Origin of the sequence: Pontibacter qinzhouensis (assembly GCF_008017455.1) — a bacterium.
Classification (GTDB): domain Bacteria; phylum Bacteroidota; class Bacteroidia; order Cytophagales; family Hymenobacteraceae; genus Pontibacter; species Pontibacter qinzhouensis.
Window position 1 is genome coordinate 1 of the sequence record NZ_VRTY01000051.1, and the last position, 16,004, is coordinate 16,004.

13 protein-coding genes are annotated in these 16,004 nt (G+C 48.9%); 8 read left to right on the top strand and 5 right to left on the bottom strand.

What is annotated here, in order from left to right; all coding sequences use genetic code 11:
* Positions 1–98 precede the first annotated feature (98 nt).
* Together FVR03_RS13855 and FVR03_RS13860 are read right to left on the bottom strand one after the other, a co-directional pair.
* The gene (locus FVR03_RS13855) at positions 99–683 is read right to left on the bottom strand and encodes a DUF3109 family protein (RefSeq protein ID WP_147922356.1); all 585 of its coding nucleotides are present in this window, start codon (positions 681–683) and stop codon (positions 99–101) included.
* 140 nt (positions 684–823) lie between these two features.
* Complete coding sequence (locus tag FVR03_RS13860) at positions 824–2,377, bottom strand: ankyrin repeat domain-containing protein (protein WP_147922357.1); 1,554 nt, start codon at positions 2,375–2,377, stop codon at positions 824–826.
* Between the two features lie 664 nt (positions 2,378–3,041).
* Between FVR03_RS13860 and FVR03_RS13865 the strand changes: the two genes are divergently transcribed.
* From FVR03_RS13865 to FVR03_RS13880, 4 genes are all read left to right on the top strand, one after another.
* Complete coding sequence (locus tag FVR03_RS13865; RefSeq protein ID WP_147922358.1) at positions 3,042–5,288, top strand: ATP-dependent helicase; 2,247 nt, start codon at positions 3,042–3,044, stop codon at positions 5,286–5,288.
* Positions 5,289–5,486: 198 nt separating this feature from the next.
* A complete protein-coding gene (locus tag FVR03_RS13870) occupies positions 5,487–6,191 on the top strand; it encodes a DUF4290 domain-containing protein (protein ID WP_147922359.1) in 705 nt (234 codons plus the stop codon).
* A 5-nt stretch (positions 6,192–6,196) separates the two neighbouring features.
* A complete protein-coding gene (gene murA, locus FVR03_RS13875) occupies positions 6,197–7,501 on the top strand; it encodes a UDP-N-acetylglucosamine 1-carboxyvinyltransferase (protein ID WP_147922360.1) in 1,305 nt (434 codons plus the stop codon).
* 211 nt (positions 7,502–7,712) lie between these two features.
* Positions 7,713–8,537: a DUF4349 domain-containing protein gene (locus tag FVR03_RS13880; RefSeq protein ID WP_147922361.1), complete on the top strand. Its 825-nt coding sequence runs from the start codon at positions 7,713–7,715 to the stop codon at positions 8,535–8,537.
* A gap of 102 nt (positions 8,538–8,639) precedes the next feature.
* Here the strand turns inward: FVR03_RS13880 and FVR03_RS13885 are convergent, their stop codons facing one another.
* Together FVR03_RS13885 and FVR03_RS13890 are read right to left on the bottom strand one after the other, a co-directional pair.
* The gene (locus tag FVR03_RS13885) at positions 8,640–9,326 is read right to left on the bottom strand and encodes an ATP-binding cassette domain-containing protein (RefSeq protein ID WP_147922362.1); all 687 of its coding nucleotides are present in this window, start codon (positions 9,324–9,326) and stop codon (positions 8,640–8,642) included.
* On the bottom strand, positions 9,319–10,263 hold the full coding sequence (locus FVR03_RS13890; protein WP_147922363.1) for a hypothetical protein: 945 nt from the start codon (positions 10,261–10,263) through the stop codon (positions 9,319–9,321). Before FVR03_RS13890 ends, FVR03_RS13885 begins: the two co-directional genes overlap by 8 nt.
* A gap of 220 nt (positions 10,264–10,483) precedes the next feature.
* Here FVR03_RS13890 and FVR03_RS13895 point away from each other — a divergent pair, with 220 nt between their 5' ends.
* Together FVR03_RS13895 and FVR03_RS13900 are read left to right on the top strand one after the other, a co-directional pair.
* On the top strand, positions 10,484–11,704 hold the full coding sequence (locus tag FVR03_RS13895) for an MFS transporter (RefSeq protein WP_222707236.1): 1,221 nt from the start codon (positions 10,484–10,486) through the stop codon (positions 11,702–11,704).
* A 281-nt stretch (positions 11,705–11,985) separates the two neighbouring features.
* A complete protein-coding gene (locus FVR03_RS13900) occupies positions 11,986–12,546 on the top strand; it encodes a sugar O-acetyltransferase (protein WP_147922364.1) in 561 nt (186 codons plus the stop codon).
* Between the two features lie 59 nt (positions 12,547–12,605).
* On the opposite strand, the gene FVR03_RS13905 is transcribed toward FVR03_RS13900, so the two are convergent.
* Positions 12,606–13,802, bottom strand: coding sequence for a THUMP domain-containing class I SAM-dependent RNA methyltransferase (locus FVR03_RS13905; protein WP_147922365.1), 1,197 nt, complete (start codon positions 13,800–13,802; stop codon positions 12,606–12,608).
* A 480-nt stretch (positions 13,803–14,282) separates the two neighbouring features.
* On the opposite strand from FVR03_RS13905, the gene murB reads away from it, so the two are divergent.
* Positions 14,283–15,299 carry a UDP-N-acetylmuramate dehydrogenase gene (gene murB / locus FVR03_RS13910; RefSeq protein ID WP_147922366.1) on the top strand — a complete coding sequence of 339 codons (1,017 nt, stop codon included), beginning with the start codon at positions 14,283–14,285 and terminating at the stop codon, positions 15,297–15,299.
* A gap of 88 nt (positions 15,300–15,387) precedes the next feature.
* A complete protein-coding gene (locus tag FVR03_RS13915) occupies positions 15,388–15,849 on the top strand; it encodes a hypothetical protein (RefSeq protein ID WP_147922367.1) in 462 nt (153 codons plus the stop codon).
* Positions 15,850–16,004 lie beyond the last annotated feature (155 nt).

Genomic DNA, 16,004 nt, shown 5'->3' on the forward strand with positions numbered 1-16,004 from the left:
CTGGTATGGCTGCTGCACCATTTCCCTTCCGTGCACTGCCAGTAACTTTAACTGAAAGGTGGGCGGTGGAAAGAAAAACTTCACAGTATATGCTTTAACTATTTGCTTTTGGTTGGGTTTAGCTCCTCCCCTATCAATTGTTCCAGCTCGCTGTACCAGCCTTCGCCGTACTTCCTGATCAGAGGCTCCTTCAGGAACTGGTATACCCGCACGCCCAGGTCTGCCCCAAAGCTGCAGGCGCTAGCGCAGATACTCCATCGGTCATAGTTCAGAGCGTCAAAACCATCGTACTTGGTAATCCGGATGGGGTACAGGTGGCAGGAAATTGGTTTCTTCCAGCTTATTTCGCCTGCCAGGTAAGCTTGCTCAATGGCGCATTTCAGGGTTCCGGCCGTGTCGTAGAGCGCGTAGGCACACTCTCTGTCGCCAATTGTCGGGGTTGAGAAATCACCTTCCCAATCTTTAATATAAACACCTTGCTCGGCAATGGCCTGCTTGCCTGCTTCGCTCATATAAGGCTTAATTTTATCGTAATGTTGCTCCAGTATCGGCAGTTCGTCCTCGTCGAGGGGTGCCCCCAGGTCACCTTCTACGCAGCAGGCGCCTTTGCATTTCTCTAAATTGCAGACAAAGAAATTATCGCGAACATCATCACTAATAACCGTATTCTGAAGAACTATCATATGGTTGCTATGGAAAACAAAGTGCTGCCCTGGCCCCTACCGCAGAGGCTGCTGCACTGCAGAAAAGACAAATTTAGGCAGAAAAAAGTTTAAGTTCAGTATTTTGATAGTGCCATTCCTTTCTGGCGCATAAAGCCGGATTAAAACTCAGGTGAGCCGGCAGCCAGAAGCATGTTCTTTATGTTCTCGCGTTTTGTGAAATGGATGGCTGCCTTCCCGCTGCTGTCGAGCAATTTAGGATCTGCGCCTGCCGAAAGCAGCAGCAGGATCATCTCGTTGCTCAGGTTCAGGTCGCAAGCCAGCATCAGGGCACTTTTTCCTGACTCGTTTTGCGCATTAACCTCGGCCCCTGCCTCCAGCAGTTTCTGAATTTCGGCCATACCCAGGCCCTTGCCAAACTCCAGCACATTCAGCAGCGCTGTGTTACCATGCAGGTCCTTGGCATTTGGGTCGGAGCCAAGTGCAAGCAGGGTGTCTATCAAATGCAACTGCTCTGTCTCAAAAGCTTCGGTGTTTACCCTGGTCCCGCTTACCACGTACATCAGCGGCGTCTTTCCTTCCTGGTCGGTTTGAGTTATGTCGGCACCATGCTGCAGCAGGTACCTAACCGATTCAACCCGTACCTCCGGTCTGTATACCGAGCCATAACCTTCCAGCAGGTGTGGCAGGTACAAGGCATGCATCAGCGGAGTGCGCCCTTTAAAGTCCAGATCGAAGCCATGTGGGTTATCGTTGCAGTTTACGTTGGCACCCAGTTCCACGGCCCGGCTAATTAATTCCAGGTTCCGGTCTATGGCGCCAAGCAGCAGTTTGGAATCAGGGGTTTCATCGAGCTGCTTTAGCTGCTCATAGGCCATCATACTGCCTTTGTCCATGGCGCGTTTGTACCATTTCAGTGCCTCCTTCAGATCCGATTTTCCTTTCTGACCTTCCTCATAAAACAGCCCCAGCGAGTAACAGGCTTCGCGGTCACCGGCTTCTGCTCCTTTCTTAAACCAGTTAAAAGCTTTGTCCTTGTCTCTGGCTACTCCCTCTCCTTCCATATACAAGCTACCCAGGTACCCAAACGATACTACATCGCTCTGAGCAGCTGCTTTACTGAAATATTGGAAGGCTTTTGTTTTGTCTTCACGCTCGCCAAAGCCATTGTAGTGCATGCTGCCCAATATGCGGTTGCAGAAGGCATCGCCTGCCGCTGCTTTTTCTTTTATATCAACAGAAGCACTTCGGATGTGCCGTTTAAACTGCTCCTCATCCTCCACACTTTTCAGGGTCATGAGTTCGGCAAGCCCCAGGTGGCCCAGCAGACAATTGCCTCTTACAGCCTTCTCGTAGAAATAGCGGGCAGAGTCGCGGTTGGCGGCAAAATAAACCTCCGGATTTTTGAGTTCAACAGAATCGCTGAGGAACAGGCCAGATCTTAGTTCCCGGTGCTGTTGCATGCGGCCCATAAAATAATAGGCATCATTGTCGCCTTTTGTCACAGCCTCTTTAAACTTGGTATAAGCCGCCTGGTGCTGCATGGCAATATACAGCGCCACACCTTCCTGCGTTTCAGAAGAACGCCAGCCGACAGCCGCTTTTAGATTGATGGGAATTTGTTTCTGCACAGGCAAGTTGCCCGATGGAGTTGCCTGTGCCAGCCCATGTTGGTGTAAACAAAACAGAAACAGCAGCAGTAACAGGTTTTTCATACTAGATAATCTTAATATACAGCAGGTTGATTTGACTAACTAACCGACCATCAAACACCACACCACAAATTAAACGATTTTGCCTCTATACAACCAATGTTCCGAGTACTTTATCAGCAGAAAGTAATCTAAAAGAACCAGCAGCTAAGCTTGTGAACCTGGTACAACCCTTGACCAGAATTCTTTGATTTACCTTCTGAAGGCTGTTTTCATTAGAATAATCTGCTAATATTTAATGTGGTAATGAGTTAATTTAAATTTGAAGAAAGCTGCTTTGAAAATGCGAAGATGGAGGGGCCAAGGTTTGAGTAGACGAATTAATGCTTAAGTTGAAAATGATAAAGTGTGTTCACGATATAGTTGGCGTTATAACTTTCCGGAATTCGAAATTGCAAAGCTTCGAGACACAGGACGCAGGATTTTTTTAATCATATTATTGAAATTGAAAAAACAAAGCTTTGAACTCCGAAAGGTTATGTCGCATTCTATACTTACCTCTGACTAACCTTGGCTTATTTATGCTGAATTTCCTTCTGAAGGCCATTTTCATTAGAAGAATTCACGAAACCTTGCCACTTGTGCTGTAATTCTCGCCGGAGCATTCTGAATACGGATTAGTATTCGTAAATTGCGTTGATTTTAAGACGCACGCGGAAGAGAAGAAATGGATTATATCAGTTTATTAAATGAGTCGCAACGTGCGGCAGTGCTTCATATAGAGGGACCTGCCATGATTATTGCGGGTGCAGGCTCCGGTAAAACAAGAGTACTTACATACAGAATCGCGCACCTGATCAGTCAGCAGGTCGATCCTTTTAACATATTAGCCCTTACCTTTACCAACAAGGCAGCCAAGGAAATGCGGCACCGGATCGAGAAGGTGATCGGCAACGAGGCAAGGAACATCTGGATGGGCACGTTCCACTCAGTGTTCTCGCGTATACTCCGGGCAGAGGCCGACAAAATCGGCTACCCGAAAAGCTTCACTATTTACGACACCGACGATAGCAAAACACTTATCCGGAACATCGTAAAAGAGATGAACCTCGACGATAAGCTGTATAAGCCGAACGTGGTGCTGGGCCGTATTTCCTCAGCCAAGAACAAGCTGATATCGGTGCGCCAGTACCTGAGCGACCCCACCATTCAGGCCGACGATGAGGCAGCCATGCGCCCCAAGATTGGCAAGATTTACGAAATGTACCAGAAACGCTGCTTCGCGGCCGGTGCCATGGATTTCGACGATCTGCTCTTCAATACCAACGTGCTCTTTAAAGACCATCCCGATGCGCTGAACAAATACCAGAACATTTTTAAATATGTGATGGTGGATGAGTACCAGGACACGAACTACTCGCAATACCTGATTACGCGCAAGCTGGCTGCACAGAACCGCAATATTGTGGTGGTAGGCGACGATGCCCAGAGTATCTACGCTTTCCGTGGGGCCGACATTCAGAACATCCTGAACTTTGAGCGCGACTACCCCGAGCTGCAGGTGTTTAAGCTGGAGCAGAATTACCGCTCTACCAAAAACATTGTGCATGCCGCCAACTCTGTTATCAAAAACAACCAGGCCCAATTGCGCAAAGATGTTTTTACAGACAACGAAGAAGGCCCGCTGATTGAGGTGATAAAAGCCAACTCCGACAACGAAGAAGGCAAGCTGGTAGCCACCACCATTTTTGAAGAGAAGATGAACAACCACTTCTCTTACGACGACTTCGCCATCCTGTACCGCACCAACGCACAGTCGCGGGCCATGGAAGAGGCCCTGCGCCGTATGAACATCAAGTACAAGATAATTGGTGGCCTCTCCTTTTACCAGCGTAAAGAAATAAAAGACCTGATCGCCTACCTGCGCCTCACAGTGAACCCCAATGATGAGCAGGCCCTGCGCCGTGTTATTAACTACCCGAAACGAGGAATTGGCGAAACCACCGAACAGAAAATTTTCGTAACCGCCAACGACACCAACCATACCGTGTGGGAAGTGGTGCAGAATGCCGGCAGCTTCCTGGGCAACCGGGTTGGCACGGCCATCGAGAATTTCTCTATCCTGATCCGCGACTTTGCCCGCATCGCCGAAAACTCCGACGCCTACGAAGTAGCCAAACATGCAGCCAAACACTCCGGCATCGTTGATGACCTGTATGCCGATAAAACCGTGGAAGGCCTGGCGCGCTACGAGAACATACAGGAATTGCTAAACGGTATAAAAGAGTACGTAGATGACCCGGAGAAGGAAGACAAAAGCCTCTCGGCGTTCCTGCAGGATATTGCGCTCATAACCGATGCCGACACCAAAGCCGATGACGATGGAGAGTTCGTAACGCTCATGACGATACACTCGGCCAAAGGACTGGAGTTTAAGAACGTATTTATTGTGGGCATGGAAGAAAACCTGTTCCCAAGCCAGATGATGCTGAACTCCCGCGCCGACCTGGAAGAAGAAAGGCGGTTATTCTATGTAGCCATTACGCGTGCCGAGAAAAAGCTGTACCTTACCTACGCCACCAGCCGCTACCAGTGGGGCAACCTGCGGGCCTGCGAGAAAAGCCGCTTTGTAGATGAGATCGACAGCCGTTTCCTGAACTTTAAGTACGGCGACGTGCAGGGCAACAGCATGTTTGAAAAAGTGCTTCAGCGCAAGGCTGCAAGTGCCAGCCACCTGGTAGCACCGGCACCGCGCAAACAGGTGGCCACCAACTACACCGCTCCTGCCGACTTTGTACCCAGCGACACCTCTACCCTGGCAGCCGGCATGAAAGTAGAGCACCCCAAATTTGGTTTCGGCACCGTTTCTAAAATAGATACCCAGGGCAACAGTAGCAAAGCCATCATCAACTTCGACGAGGTGGGCGAAAAAACACTGCTGCTGAGCTTTGCCAAGTTGCGCATACACATTTAAATTAGAAATTATGAATTAAAAATTAGAAATTGAGGAGGTCGACCTGAAAGTAAAGCCTGTTATCTGGTAGCAACAACCATAACTTCCTCTTCAGAATCCGTACTACTGAGTATCCTATAGCACCAAAACAACTTTCTAAGTTCTAATTCCCCAAAATTTCTAATTTCTAATTTTGAATTTTTAATTTTTTAAAATATAATGGAAGCTAGTACTACATTTAAACAGGATCTGCTGCTGCGCGAATACGGCAGAAACGTGCAGGATCTTGTAAACCATATACTGAGCATCGAAGACAGAACCGAACGCACGCGCCTGTCGCAGTTGCTCATTAACCTGATGGCGAAGCTCAACCCGCAGCTCCGCGATATTCAGGATGCGCAGCAGAAACTCTGGAACCACCTGTACGTGATGTCTGGCTCTAAGCTTGATGTGGATGCCCCTTACCCGCTCAGCGCCATGGAGTACCTGAACGACAAGCCTCAGAAAATGCAGTACCCGCTCACGTCGCCACGTTACAAGCACTATGGTACCAATGTGGAACTGCTCATTCAGCGTGCCACCGAGTTGGAGGACCCTGCCGAGCGCGATGCTGCTATTGTATCGTTAGGCAAGCTTATGAAAACGCTGTACCGCTCCTATAACAAGGAAAGTATTACCGACGACATTATTCTGAACGACATCCGGCAGATGTCGAAAGGAAAGCTGGACATGGACCTGGCGTTTATCGAAAGCAACAACCTGTTCGAAAGCTCCGGTAAATCATCGGGTCAGGATAGTAACAGCAATAATAACGCGCGTGCACAACAGCAGAACCGAAACGACCGTGGCGACCGAAACGACCGGAACGATGCCAACCGCAACCGCAAAAACCCAAGAACTACATCTAACACCAGAAATAAATAAACTGAATGGCTTCATTTGAAGTAATTGGCGGCAAAAGGCTGAAAGGAGATATATTTCCACAAGGTGCAAAAAATGAGGCACTTCAGATTTTATGTGCCGTACTGCTTACCCCGGAACCCGTTACTATCTCGAATTTACCCGATATAGTAGATGTAAACAAACTCATAGAACTTCTGGATAACCTCGGAGTTAAAGTAAACCGCACTGCCCCCGATACCTATACTTTTCAGGCAGACGACATTAACCTCGATTACCTCCAAACAGATTCTTTCGTAAAGCTGGGGCGCTCTATCCGGGGCTCTGTTATGATTCTGGGCCCGATGCTGGCCCGCTTTGGTCAGTGCAAGCTCCCCAAGCCTGGTGGCGATAAAATTGGTCGTCGCCGGATGGATACCCATTTCATCGGGCTCGAAAAACTTGGTGCCACCTTCTCTTACGATACCCACGACAGCTTTTTTCATATAGAAACCAAAGGCCTGAAAGGAGTATATTTGCTCCTGGACGAAGCCTCTGTAACCGGAACAGCCAATATTGTAATGGCGGCTGCCCTGGCCGAAGGCACTACCACCATCTACAATGCAGCCTGCGAACCGTATCTGCAGCAGCTTTGCCGCATGCTCAATCGCATGGGTGCCAAAATCAGCGGTGTTGGCTCTAACCTGCTCACAATAGAAGGCGTGGAAAAACTTGGCGGTACCGAACACCGCCTCCTGCCCGACATGATCGAAATCGGCTCGTTTATCGGCATGGCTGGCATGACAGGTTCTGAAATCACGATCAAGGATTGCCAGATTCCGGAACTTGGCCTTATTCCTGACACCTTCCGCCGGCTTGGCATTAACATGGAATACCGGGGCGACGATATTTACATTCCGGCTCAGGACCATTACGAAATCGACACGTACATAGATGGCAGTATTTTAAACGTTTCGGACCACACCTGGCCCGGCTTTACCCCTGACCTGCTCAGCATTGCCCTGGTTGTGGCCACACAGGCAAAAGGCACCGCTCTTATTCACCAGAAAATGTTCGAAAGCCGCCTGTTCTTTGTTGACAAACTCATAGAAATGGGTGCCCAGATTATACTGTGCGACCCGCACCGTGCCACCATTATCGGGCAGAATAAGCAAGTGCCGCTAAAAGGCATTACGATGACCTCTCCTGACATTCGTGCTGGTGTGGCACTTCTTATTGCCGCCCTCTCAGCAGAAGGCCGCAGCGTGATTAATAACGTAGAACAGATAGACCGTGGCTACCAGAACATAGATGGTCGCCTGAATGCCCTAGGTGCTGAGATCAGAAGACTCTAACAAAGAAGGCATAAAAGAAACAGAACACAAGACTTTTTCAGCAATTAAACAAGCAAGGCAGCTCTAGAGGGCTGCCTTGCTTGTTTAATCAACTAAAAATCAGTCTTAACCTTCTATTTCTAATTCTTCCAATTCTCGTACTCAAAATTCATAACTTTTCCCGGGTTACCTGGTTCATTTTCAGGCATAAAGAAATATTAACTTCTGCGCCATGAAAAGAACCTTGTTCCCTCTCCTGCTGTTAGTTGGTCTATCTTTTTTTAGCTCCTGCCACATAAGTGGTACAGAAGAAGCTATGCCGGACACCACAGATGCCCTCTCCAACTCCCCTGCTTCGGAAGAAGGCGCTGCCCCGGAAGTTAAGCCAGCAGAACCCAACGTTAAAATCATAAAAGTTGCCAACCTCCGGTTTCAGGTTAAAGACCTGCAGGCCAGCTCTGACAATTTCCAGCAGCAACTGAGCGCATATAACGCTTTCATATTCAGCTCAAAAAACCTAAATTCTGAAGAAAGAAATGAGCTGAATTATACCATCAAAGTAGCTCCTTCGCAGCTCGATGGTTTGGTAAAGGCGTTGCAGAAAGAGAGCATTCAGCTGGACAACCTCCACATTTCTTCGCAGGATTTGACTATGGAATATGTGGATGTGCAGGCACGTATAAAGGCAAAGCAGGCAGTGGAGCAGCGTTACCTGGATCTACTAAAACAGGCGAACAAAATAGCAGATGTACTGGCCATAGAGCAGGAACTGAAGAAAGTGCAGGAGGAAACCGAAGCAATGCAGGCCCGCCTAAATTTGTTGCAGCACCAAACCACCTACAGCACCTTGCACCTGAGCATGTACCAGCTGCTACCTGTTCCCGTTACCGAGGAACCTGGCTTTTTAACAGATGCACTTGCGGCACTGGCTAGTGGCTGGCAGCTTTGCCGTGGCTTTATACTGACCTTACTGTATCTATGGCCGGTCTGGCTGATTGGCTCCGCGGTTTACTTGCTCTATCGGCGGTATAGCAGCCATAAAAGCACGATTGCCTGATTATTCAGGATGCGAGCTTATCAGTCAGCAATTATTCAAATGAAAACAGCCTTCCAAAGGGTTTTTGTCCCTAAAGGGTCAAGGGCTCATCAGGTAAATTAACTACAGCACCTTTTGCATCAGTTCCTCCTGCTGCTTTCTTATAGTTTCAAATAACCGGTCTTCGAAATGGCGAAAACCGCTTTGCTCTATTGTTTCTGCTATACAACCGTTATCCAAATAGTGGATCTGGTCGCAGATGCTGGTCAGGCTCTCGAAAATGTGTGAGGTGATGATAATGGTTTTCTGGCGCTCCCGGAGCTTAAGCACGATACTTTTCAGGAGTTGGCTCGCCTCCATGTCAAGCCCATTAAAAGGCTCATCCAGAATCACGATGTCCCGGTCCAGTTTCAGGACCGCCAGCAGGGCCAGTTTCTTTTTCATGCCGGTCGAGTACGTCTCTATCAGTTGGTGCAGGGGCAGGTGCAGGAGCTGTTGCCAGGTGTCTGTATTAAAAGTGGGTGAATTGTTTGGGAACAGCCCCAGGTACTCTTGGCCGGTTATGTTGGCGTAAAAATAGTTGCTGGCCTCCAGGTAGCCGACTTGCCTGTGCCGTAGCTTCAGGCCATTATACAGCACCTCCCCCTGCCTTGGCTTTACCACTCCGACCAGCGTATTTAAAAGCGTAGTTTTACCGGCACCGTTTAGCCCGACAAGCCCGTGTACCTGCCCTGGCGCCAGTTGTAGGTTACAGCCCAGCAGCACAGGTCGCTGCTCATAGGTTACGTTGAGGTTCCTTAATTCAATCATGCAGATAGTCGTTCAGGTTAGAGACCGCTTTGGCATAAAACCTTATGTTCATGACCAGCGGCAACAGAATCAGGAATGGCAACAGGCTGCTCGCCATGGCCAGGCTCCCGAGTAAGCTACTTCCGGAGAGGGAACAGCCTGGTCTGTAAAAAGCGTATTTCGATAAAATAAAGAAGCACACGTTCAGGCAGAGCAGCAGCATAAAAACAAGTGGCAGATACCACATTTCAAGATGAAACGCGGTGTAAACCAGTAGCAAAGGCAGGCATAAGAGCAAGTAAAGCTTTAAGTGTTGCAGCAGCTTATTCCTGATAAACGCGCTACCCTCCTGCTCCCTCAGCCGAAGTATGTGAAGCGGCTCACACTCCTGGTAAAAGCTCATCAGGAGCGAGGTGATAAACCACAGCACAAACAACGACACCAGTTTAACAGGCACCAGCAGCAGCGCCACCAGGTACAGCAGCACGATATAGAGGCCATATTTTCTGAAACCTGCTAACCACTCGAAGGCATGAGCAGGCAAAAAACGGCTGAAGTTAAGACCTACGGCAGCTGGTTTATAGCTGAAAGGCAGATGAGCCACCAGGGCCACCGCCACTCCTACTACCATGCCTGCATACCAAAAAGGTGTAAACAGCAAAAGGCAAAGCAACGGCACCGACAGCAAAAGATATTCCACCAAAAACAGGCGAGCGGGGTATTCTGTAAATAGTCGCACAAATTGCCGGTCGCTGCGGCCCAGGTGTAGCGACAGCACCAACATAACGAAAACGCCTGCGACAACGGCTGCCCCCACCAGGCTCGTAAGCACCTGTAGCAGCGCAGCAGCCAACGCGAAGGCTACCACCAGCAAGAGCAGCCAGTGCAGCACCGGAAGTCCGCTGAGGCTTCTGCGCACCTGCTGCCACCTTATAAACATTAGCTGCCTGATTTCCATACTTCATTAAACGAATATAGGAGTTACTATATTCTTTGCTGTAGCACTTTTCTTCCAAACCGCTTCTTACCGTTAAACTCAAAAGCATCAGGGTTTGCCGCCGTAGCTGCAGCAAGTTCAGAGAACAATTATTGATTTGGGTTATAAAAGACTGACCAATATCTCGTGCACCTCGTACATTTGTAGCTGTTATTTGCTTCATCCGCTTCCCCTAATTCATATGAAAAACGCTGCTTCTGCCACCAGTCCTTTCCCTACTTTAAGCACTTCAACGCTCTGGCTGATGACCATTGCCTCTGGTCTGGTAGTGGCAAATAACTACTACAACCAGCCTTTGTTAGGCGAAATTGCCAGAACGTTTCAGGTACCCGAAGCAAAGGCTGGTATTATCTCCATGCTGACGCAGGTCGGCTATGCCATCGGCCTTCTCCTGATTATTCCTTTAGGTGATATATTCCGCCGTAAACGCCTGATTCTTACAGATTTTATCCTGATCATTTTCTCGCTGCTGCTGGCTGCCTTTGCAAACCATATTTACATGCTCATGCTGGCCAGCCTGCTGATTGGGGCAACCTCGGTGGTACCACAATTATTCATACCCATGGCTGCACAACTGGCCCGCCCCGAAAACCGCGGGAAAGCCATAGGAACCGTTATGAGCGGCCTGTTAATCGGGGTACTCCTGTCCAGGACCATCAGTGGCTTTGTAGGTGCTCATTTGGGCTGGAGGGCGATGTTTCTGATTGCGGCCGGCCTGATGGTGCTACTCGGCCTCGCCATTCAATTAATGCTGCCAGAAGTACATCCATCCTACAAGGGCTCCTACAAAAGCCTGATGCGCTCCCTGGTTTCGCTTGTAAAAGAAGAGCCGGTGTTACGGCTTGCCGCTGCCCGTGGTGCCCTCACCTTTGCCTGCTTCGGTGGCTTCTGGACTACCCTGGTGTTTTTGTTGGAAGAACCGCCCTTTAACGCAGGCAGCGATGTGGCAGGTGCATTTGGTTTAGTAGGTGCCGGTGGTGCCATCATGGCTTCCGTTATGGGCAGGCTGGCCGACAAAATGAATACCCGCCACATCATTACCGCCACCACCCTCATGATCATCGTGTCTTATGTCATCTTCGGCACCTTTAGCCACAGCTTTATCGGGTTGGTAGTGGGGGTTATTTTGTTAGACCTGGGCTTGCAGGCTACCCACATCGCCAACCAGACGATGGTGTTTTCGCTTAATCCTGAGGCACGCAATCGCCTGAACACGGTGTATATGGTTACTTACTTTACCGGAGGCGCTACCGGCACGCTGTTGGCCAGCCAGGCATGGCAGCTTTGGCATTGGCAGGGGGTGGTGCTGGTGGGGCTTGTGTTCTCTAACCTGGCCCTGCTCGTGCACCTGGCGTTTTCAGGTAGAGGTGAAGCCGCTAAACCCTTACCAGAAATTACCTGAAATGTCTTCGGAAGGCTATTTTCATTCAAATAATTGCTGATTGTTGATTGTTGATTGCTGAATTGCTGAATGGTTAATTTGGGAATTTGGAGATGGGAAGATTTGGAGATGGAGAAAAGGGAATTTTGAGTGAATGAAAAACAACTTTTTAACTCTTAACTCATAACTCTTAACTAATAAAAGGTCTGGCGTCTAACATTTAGGAAGAAGGCTAAATTTTCATCGACCTAACAAAGATTTATTCCAACGAATTTCTCTTCTTTACAGGAAACAAGACAACTATGAAATCTGAACGACAGAAAATGCTGGACGGCGAATTGTATGTGGGCGCCGATCCTGAACTTGTAGAAATGCGCAGAAGAACCCGGGAGCTGCTGGTGCAATACAACCAAACCGCTTTCGATAACGAGACCGGCAAGAGAGCCGTGCTGCAGCAGCTGCTGGGAGCTTTCGGGGAGAAAATTGAAATTCAGGCACCGTTTTACTGCGATTATGGCAACCATATTTTTGCCGGCGAAAACCTGTACATGAACTTTAACTGCGTTATACTGGATTGCGCCGCCGTAACCATAGGCGCTAACGTGATGATGGGGCCTAATGTGAGCATTTACACCGCCTACCACCCTGTTATAGCTTCGGAGCGGATTAAGGGGCCTGAACTTGCATCTCCCATCACTATCGGGGACAATGTGTGGCTGGGTGGCAATGTGGTGGTTTGTCCCGGCGTAACCATTGGCCATAACACCACTATAGGCGCTGGCAGCGTTGTTACCAAGAGCATACCCGACAATGTGTTTGCAGCCGGTAATCCGTGCCGGGTTATTAAAGAACTCCCAGCCTGACTTTAAAAAAAGGGAATCCGATAGTTCGATATCCGGATTCCCTTTAGCAAGATTTCATCTTAAACAGCGCCTTCCTCTCCAGGTTCGTTTCCTACTCTCCTGCTACCTCTGTATAACTCGTATTTGAGCAGGCGGCATTCTATAGAACCATTGTAAAGCGGTGTGCGGCGAGTGGTGCGGAGGCCAATATGTTTGGCAGCTTCCAGGTTTCCGGTGAGAATAAATGCATCGAACCCCTGGTAATTATTTTTTAAGGTGTCACCGATCTGCTTATACAACAGGTTTATATCATCAGATACAATACGCTCATTATAAGGCGGGTTTGCTACTAAAACCCCGTGGTCTGCAGGAGCCTGCGTCTGGAAGAAATCGGCTTGTTCAATTTTGATTACTTTTTCAAGTCCGGCATTTTCAATGTTTACACGGGCAGCTTCTACATAATCGCTGTCGATGTCGTAGCCGATAATGGTGGCCTGTGGCTCCTGCCTTTCTTTGGCCTCGGCTGTTTTCCAGACCATCTTATAAAGGTCTTCGTTGTAATCCTGCCAGTTCTCGAAGGCAAAAGGGTCGCGGCGGAAAAGTCCGGGTGCTGTGTTTTGCGCCATCATGGCCGCCTCAATCAGCAGGGTGCCGGAGCCGCACATGGGGTCTACCAGCGCCGACTTCTTATCCCAACCCGACAAACCGATTATGCCAGCCGCCAGCACCTCGTTTAGCGGGGCCACGTTGGTCTGCTCCCGGTAGCCGCGGCGGTGCAGCGAGTCGCCTGAAGAGTCGAGCGACAGGGTGACCATGTTCTCATGCATGTGCAGGTTAATGCGAATATCGGGGCGTATACGGTCTACGGATGGACGCTCGCCGGTTACTTTCCGGAACTGGTCCACGATGGCATCTTTGGCAAGTTGCGCCACAAACAGCGAGTGCTCAAAAGTGGAGTGGCTAACCACGGCATCGATGGCGAAGGTCTGCTCCAGGCGCAGATAATCGGCCCAGTTTATTTTGTACACCTGCTGGTACAGGTCTTTTTCGTCGCGGGCCTTAAAGTTTCGGATCGGCTTGAGAATGCGGATGGCTGTGCGGCACCACATATTGGCCTCGTAAAGTTGGCGCAGGTTGCCGGAGCAGGTTACCACGCGGTTACCAACTTTAATAAATTCCATATCGAGGGCGGCCAGTTCTGCTGCCAGCACCTCTTCCAGGCCGGTGAGGGTGGTGGTAATAATATTGAAGTTGCCGTTAGGATTAGGTTTTGCCATGGTATCAGTGTTATTCAATACAAAACTGCACTTTTTTACCTACACTTCTAAACCTTTGTTGTGGCAGGCGCTCTTTTACTTGATCGAAGCCTTTGCAGCGATCTGCCCGTAACCGAGTTCCTCCAGGGTTATTCTAAATTATTTCCCTCCCTGCGGAAGACTAATCACTCAGCATGCTTTTAAATTAGCAGCCACTTTACATTTCCACATTAGCATATCAGCCCATTAACCTCAGTTATTCAAATAAAAACAGCCTTCAGAAGGAATTTCACTTTAAAACCGCCAAGGGTTGACCAGGGGCGGCTCCCAATAATTATTACCTCCATAGCGTTGAGTGGTTACAGCTAACCCCTGATTTAGAAACCAGCCACCAGCAAACCTCTCGTTGAACACTTAAAACCGGCAGGATGAACCAACGCAAGTTTAGTTTGGCTGAAGAGCAATTGTGGAAACTTATATCTTTGCAGGAAACAACAGTTTATGATGTTACAGCCTGATTATTCGTTAAAGCCTTACAATACCTTTGGCATAGATGTTAAAGCCAAATTTTTCGCTCGCTTCCAAACCGTGGAGGAGCTGCAGGAACTGCTGAAGTTGCCGGAAGTATGGCAGGAGGAGAAGCTGATACTCGGGGGCGGCAGCAATATTCTGTTTACAAAAGATTTTAACGGCCTGGTGCTGCTCAACAGCATAAAGGGCATGCAGGTTCTGGAGCAGGACGACGAGTTTGCTTACGTAAAGGCTGGCGGAGGCGAAGCCTGGCACGACCTGGTGCTGTTTGCCCTGAAAGAGCAACTAGCGGGCCTGGAGAACCTTTCGCTCATACCGGGCACAGTAGGCGCTGCTCCGTTACAGAACATCGGGGCTTACGGCGTTGAGCTGAAAGATGTGTTTCATGAGCTGGAGGCGATAGAGCTGGCAAGCGGCGAACCTTATATTTTTGACCATGAGGCCTGCCGGTTTGGCTACCGCGACAGTATTTTTAAGAACGAAGCCAAAGGCAAGTATGTGGTTACCTTCGTTACCTTTAAACTCCGGAAACAACACCAGGTAAATACCAGTTACGGGGCTATTCAGGAAGTGCTGCGCGACATGAAGGTGCAGGAACCAACTATTCAGGATGTGAGCGTGGCCGTGTGCGCCATCAGAATGAGTAAACTGCCCGACCCGAAAGAAATAGGGAATGCAGGCAGTTTCTTTAAAAACCCCGAAATACCGATTCTAAAGTTCGACCTCCTGAAAGAAACTTACCCTGCCATGCCAGCCTACCCTGTTTCGGAGCTGACGGTAAAGGTGCCGGCCGGCTGGCTTATTGAGCAATGCGGCTGGAAAGGAAAAGTGATTCAGAACTACGGCGTGCACAAAAACCAGGCACTGGTGCTGGTAAACTACGGTGGCGCTGCCGGAGGCGATATCCGGGCGCTGGCTTACGAAATCATCCAATCGGTGAAGGAGAAGTTCGGCATTGAGCTGCACCCGGAGGTAAATATTCTGTAGGGCCCAGGTGTTATAGGCAAAACCATCAGCAGCAGGTAAACCAAATCCTTAAATTAAAGTATAGCACATCAACTATCTCCTTCAACTTATGAAAAAATCACGATTACTCTCGCTGCTTTCGCTCCTCTTTGCTGTAGCCTTATTAACAGGCTGTAAAGATGATGAACCGAATCCTGAAAAAACCAAAACAGAAATGCTGACAGAAGCGAACTGGCAAGGCGACAAAATTTTGGTTATGGGGATGGATGTTGCCACTACTCAGTTTGCCGGTTCCTTCCCTGATATTAAAACCATGGTGCTGAATTTTAAGACTGATGGCACCTACACCGCCACCTACACCGACAACGGCCAAGCCATGACATTGGAAGGTAACTGGGAATTCCGCAACAACGAAAACGTCCTCCACTTCGATCTGTTATCTTCTTTCGGATTGCCTGAGCAGGTAGATATAAAAACCCTCACCAGCACAAACCTCGCTTTAACTACCGTAGCCAACATACCTGGTGCTCCTTTGCCGGTGTCGCTTGAGGTGCAGTTTGTGCGCAACTAAATTTTTCTAATCAAAACGGCCTTCCAAGGCTTAAAATTTACTTTAAGCCTCAAGGGTAGCCCACTGCTTGTAAGTCAGTTACAACAGCTAAGGATGTATATTTCTGATGTATCTGCTCAAACATTAGTTCTGTTTGTCTGTTACCGTTCCGGAGG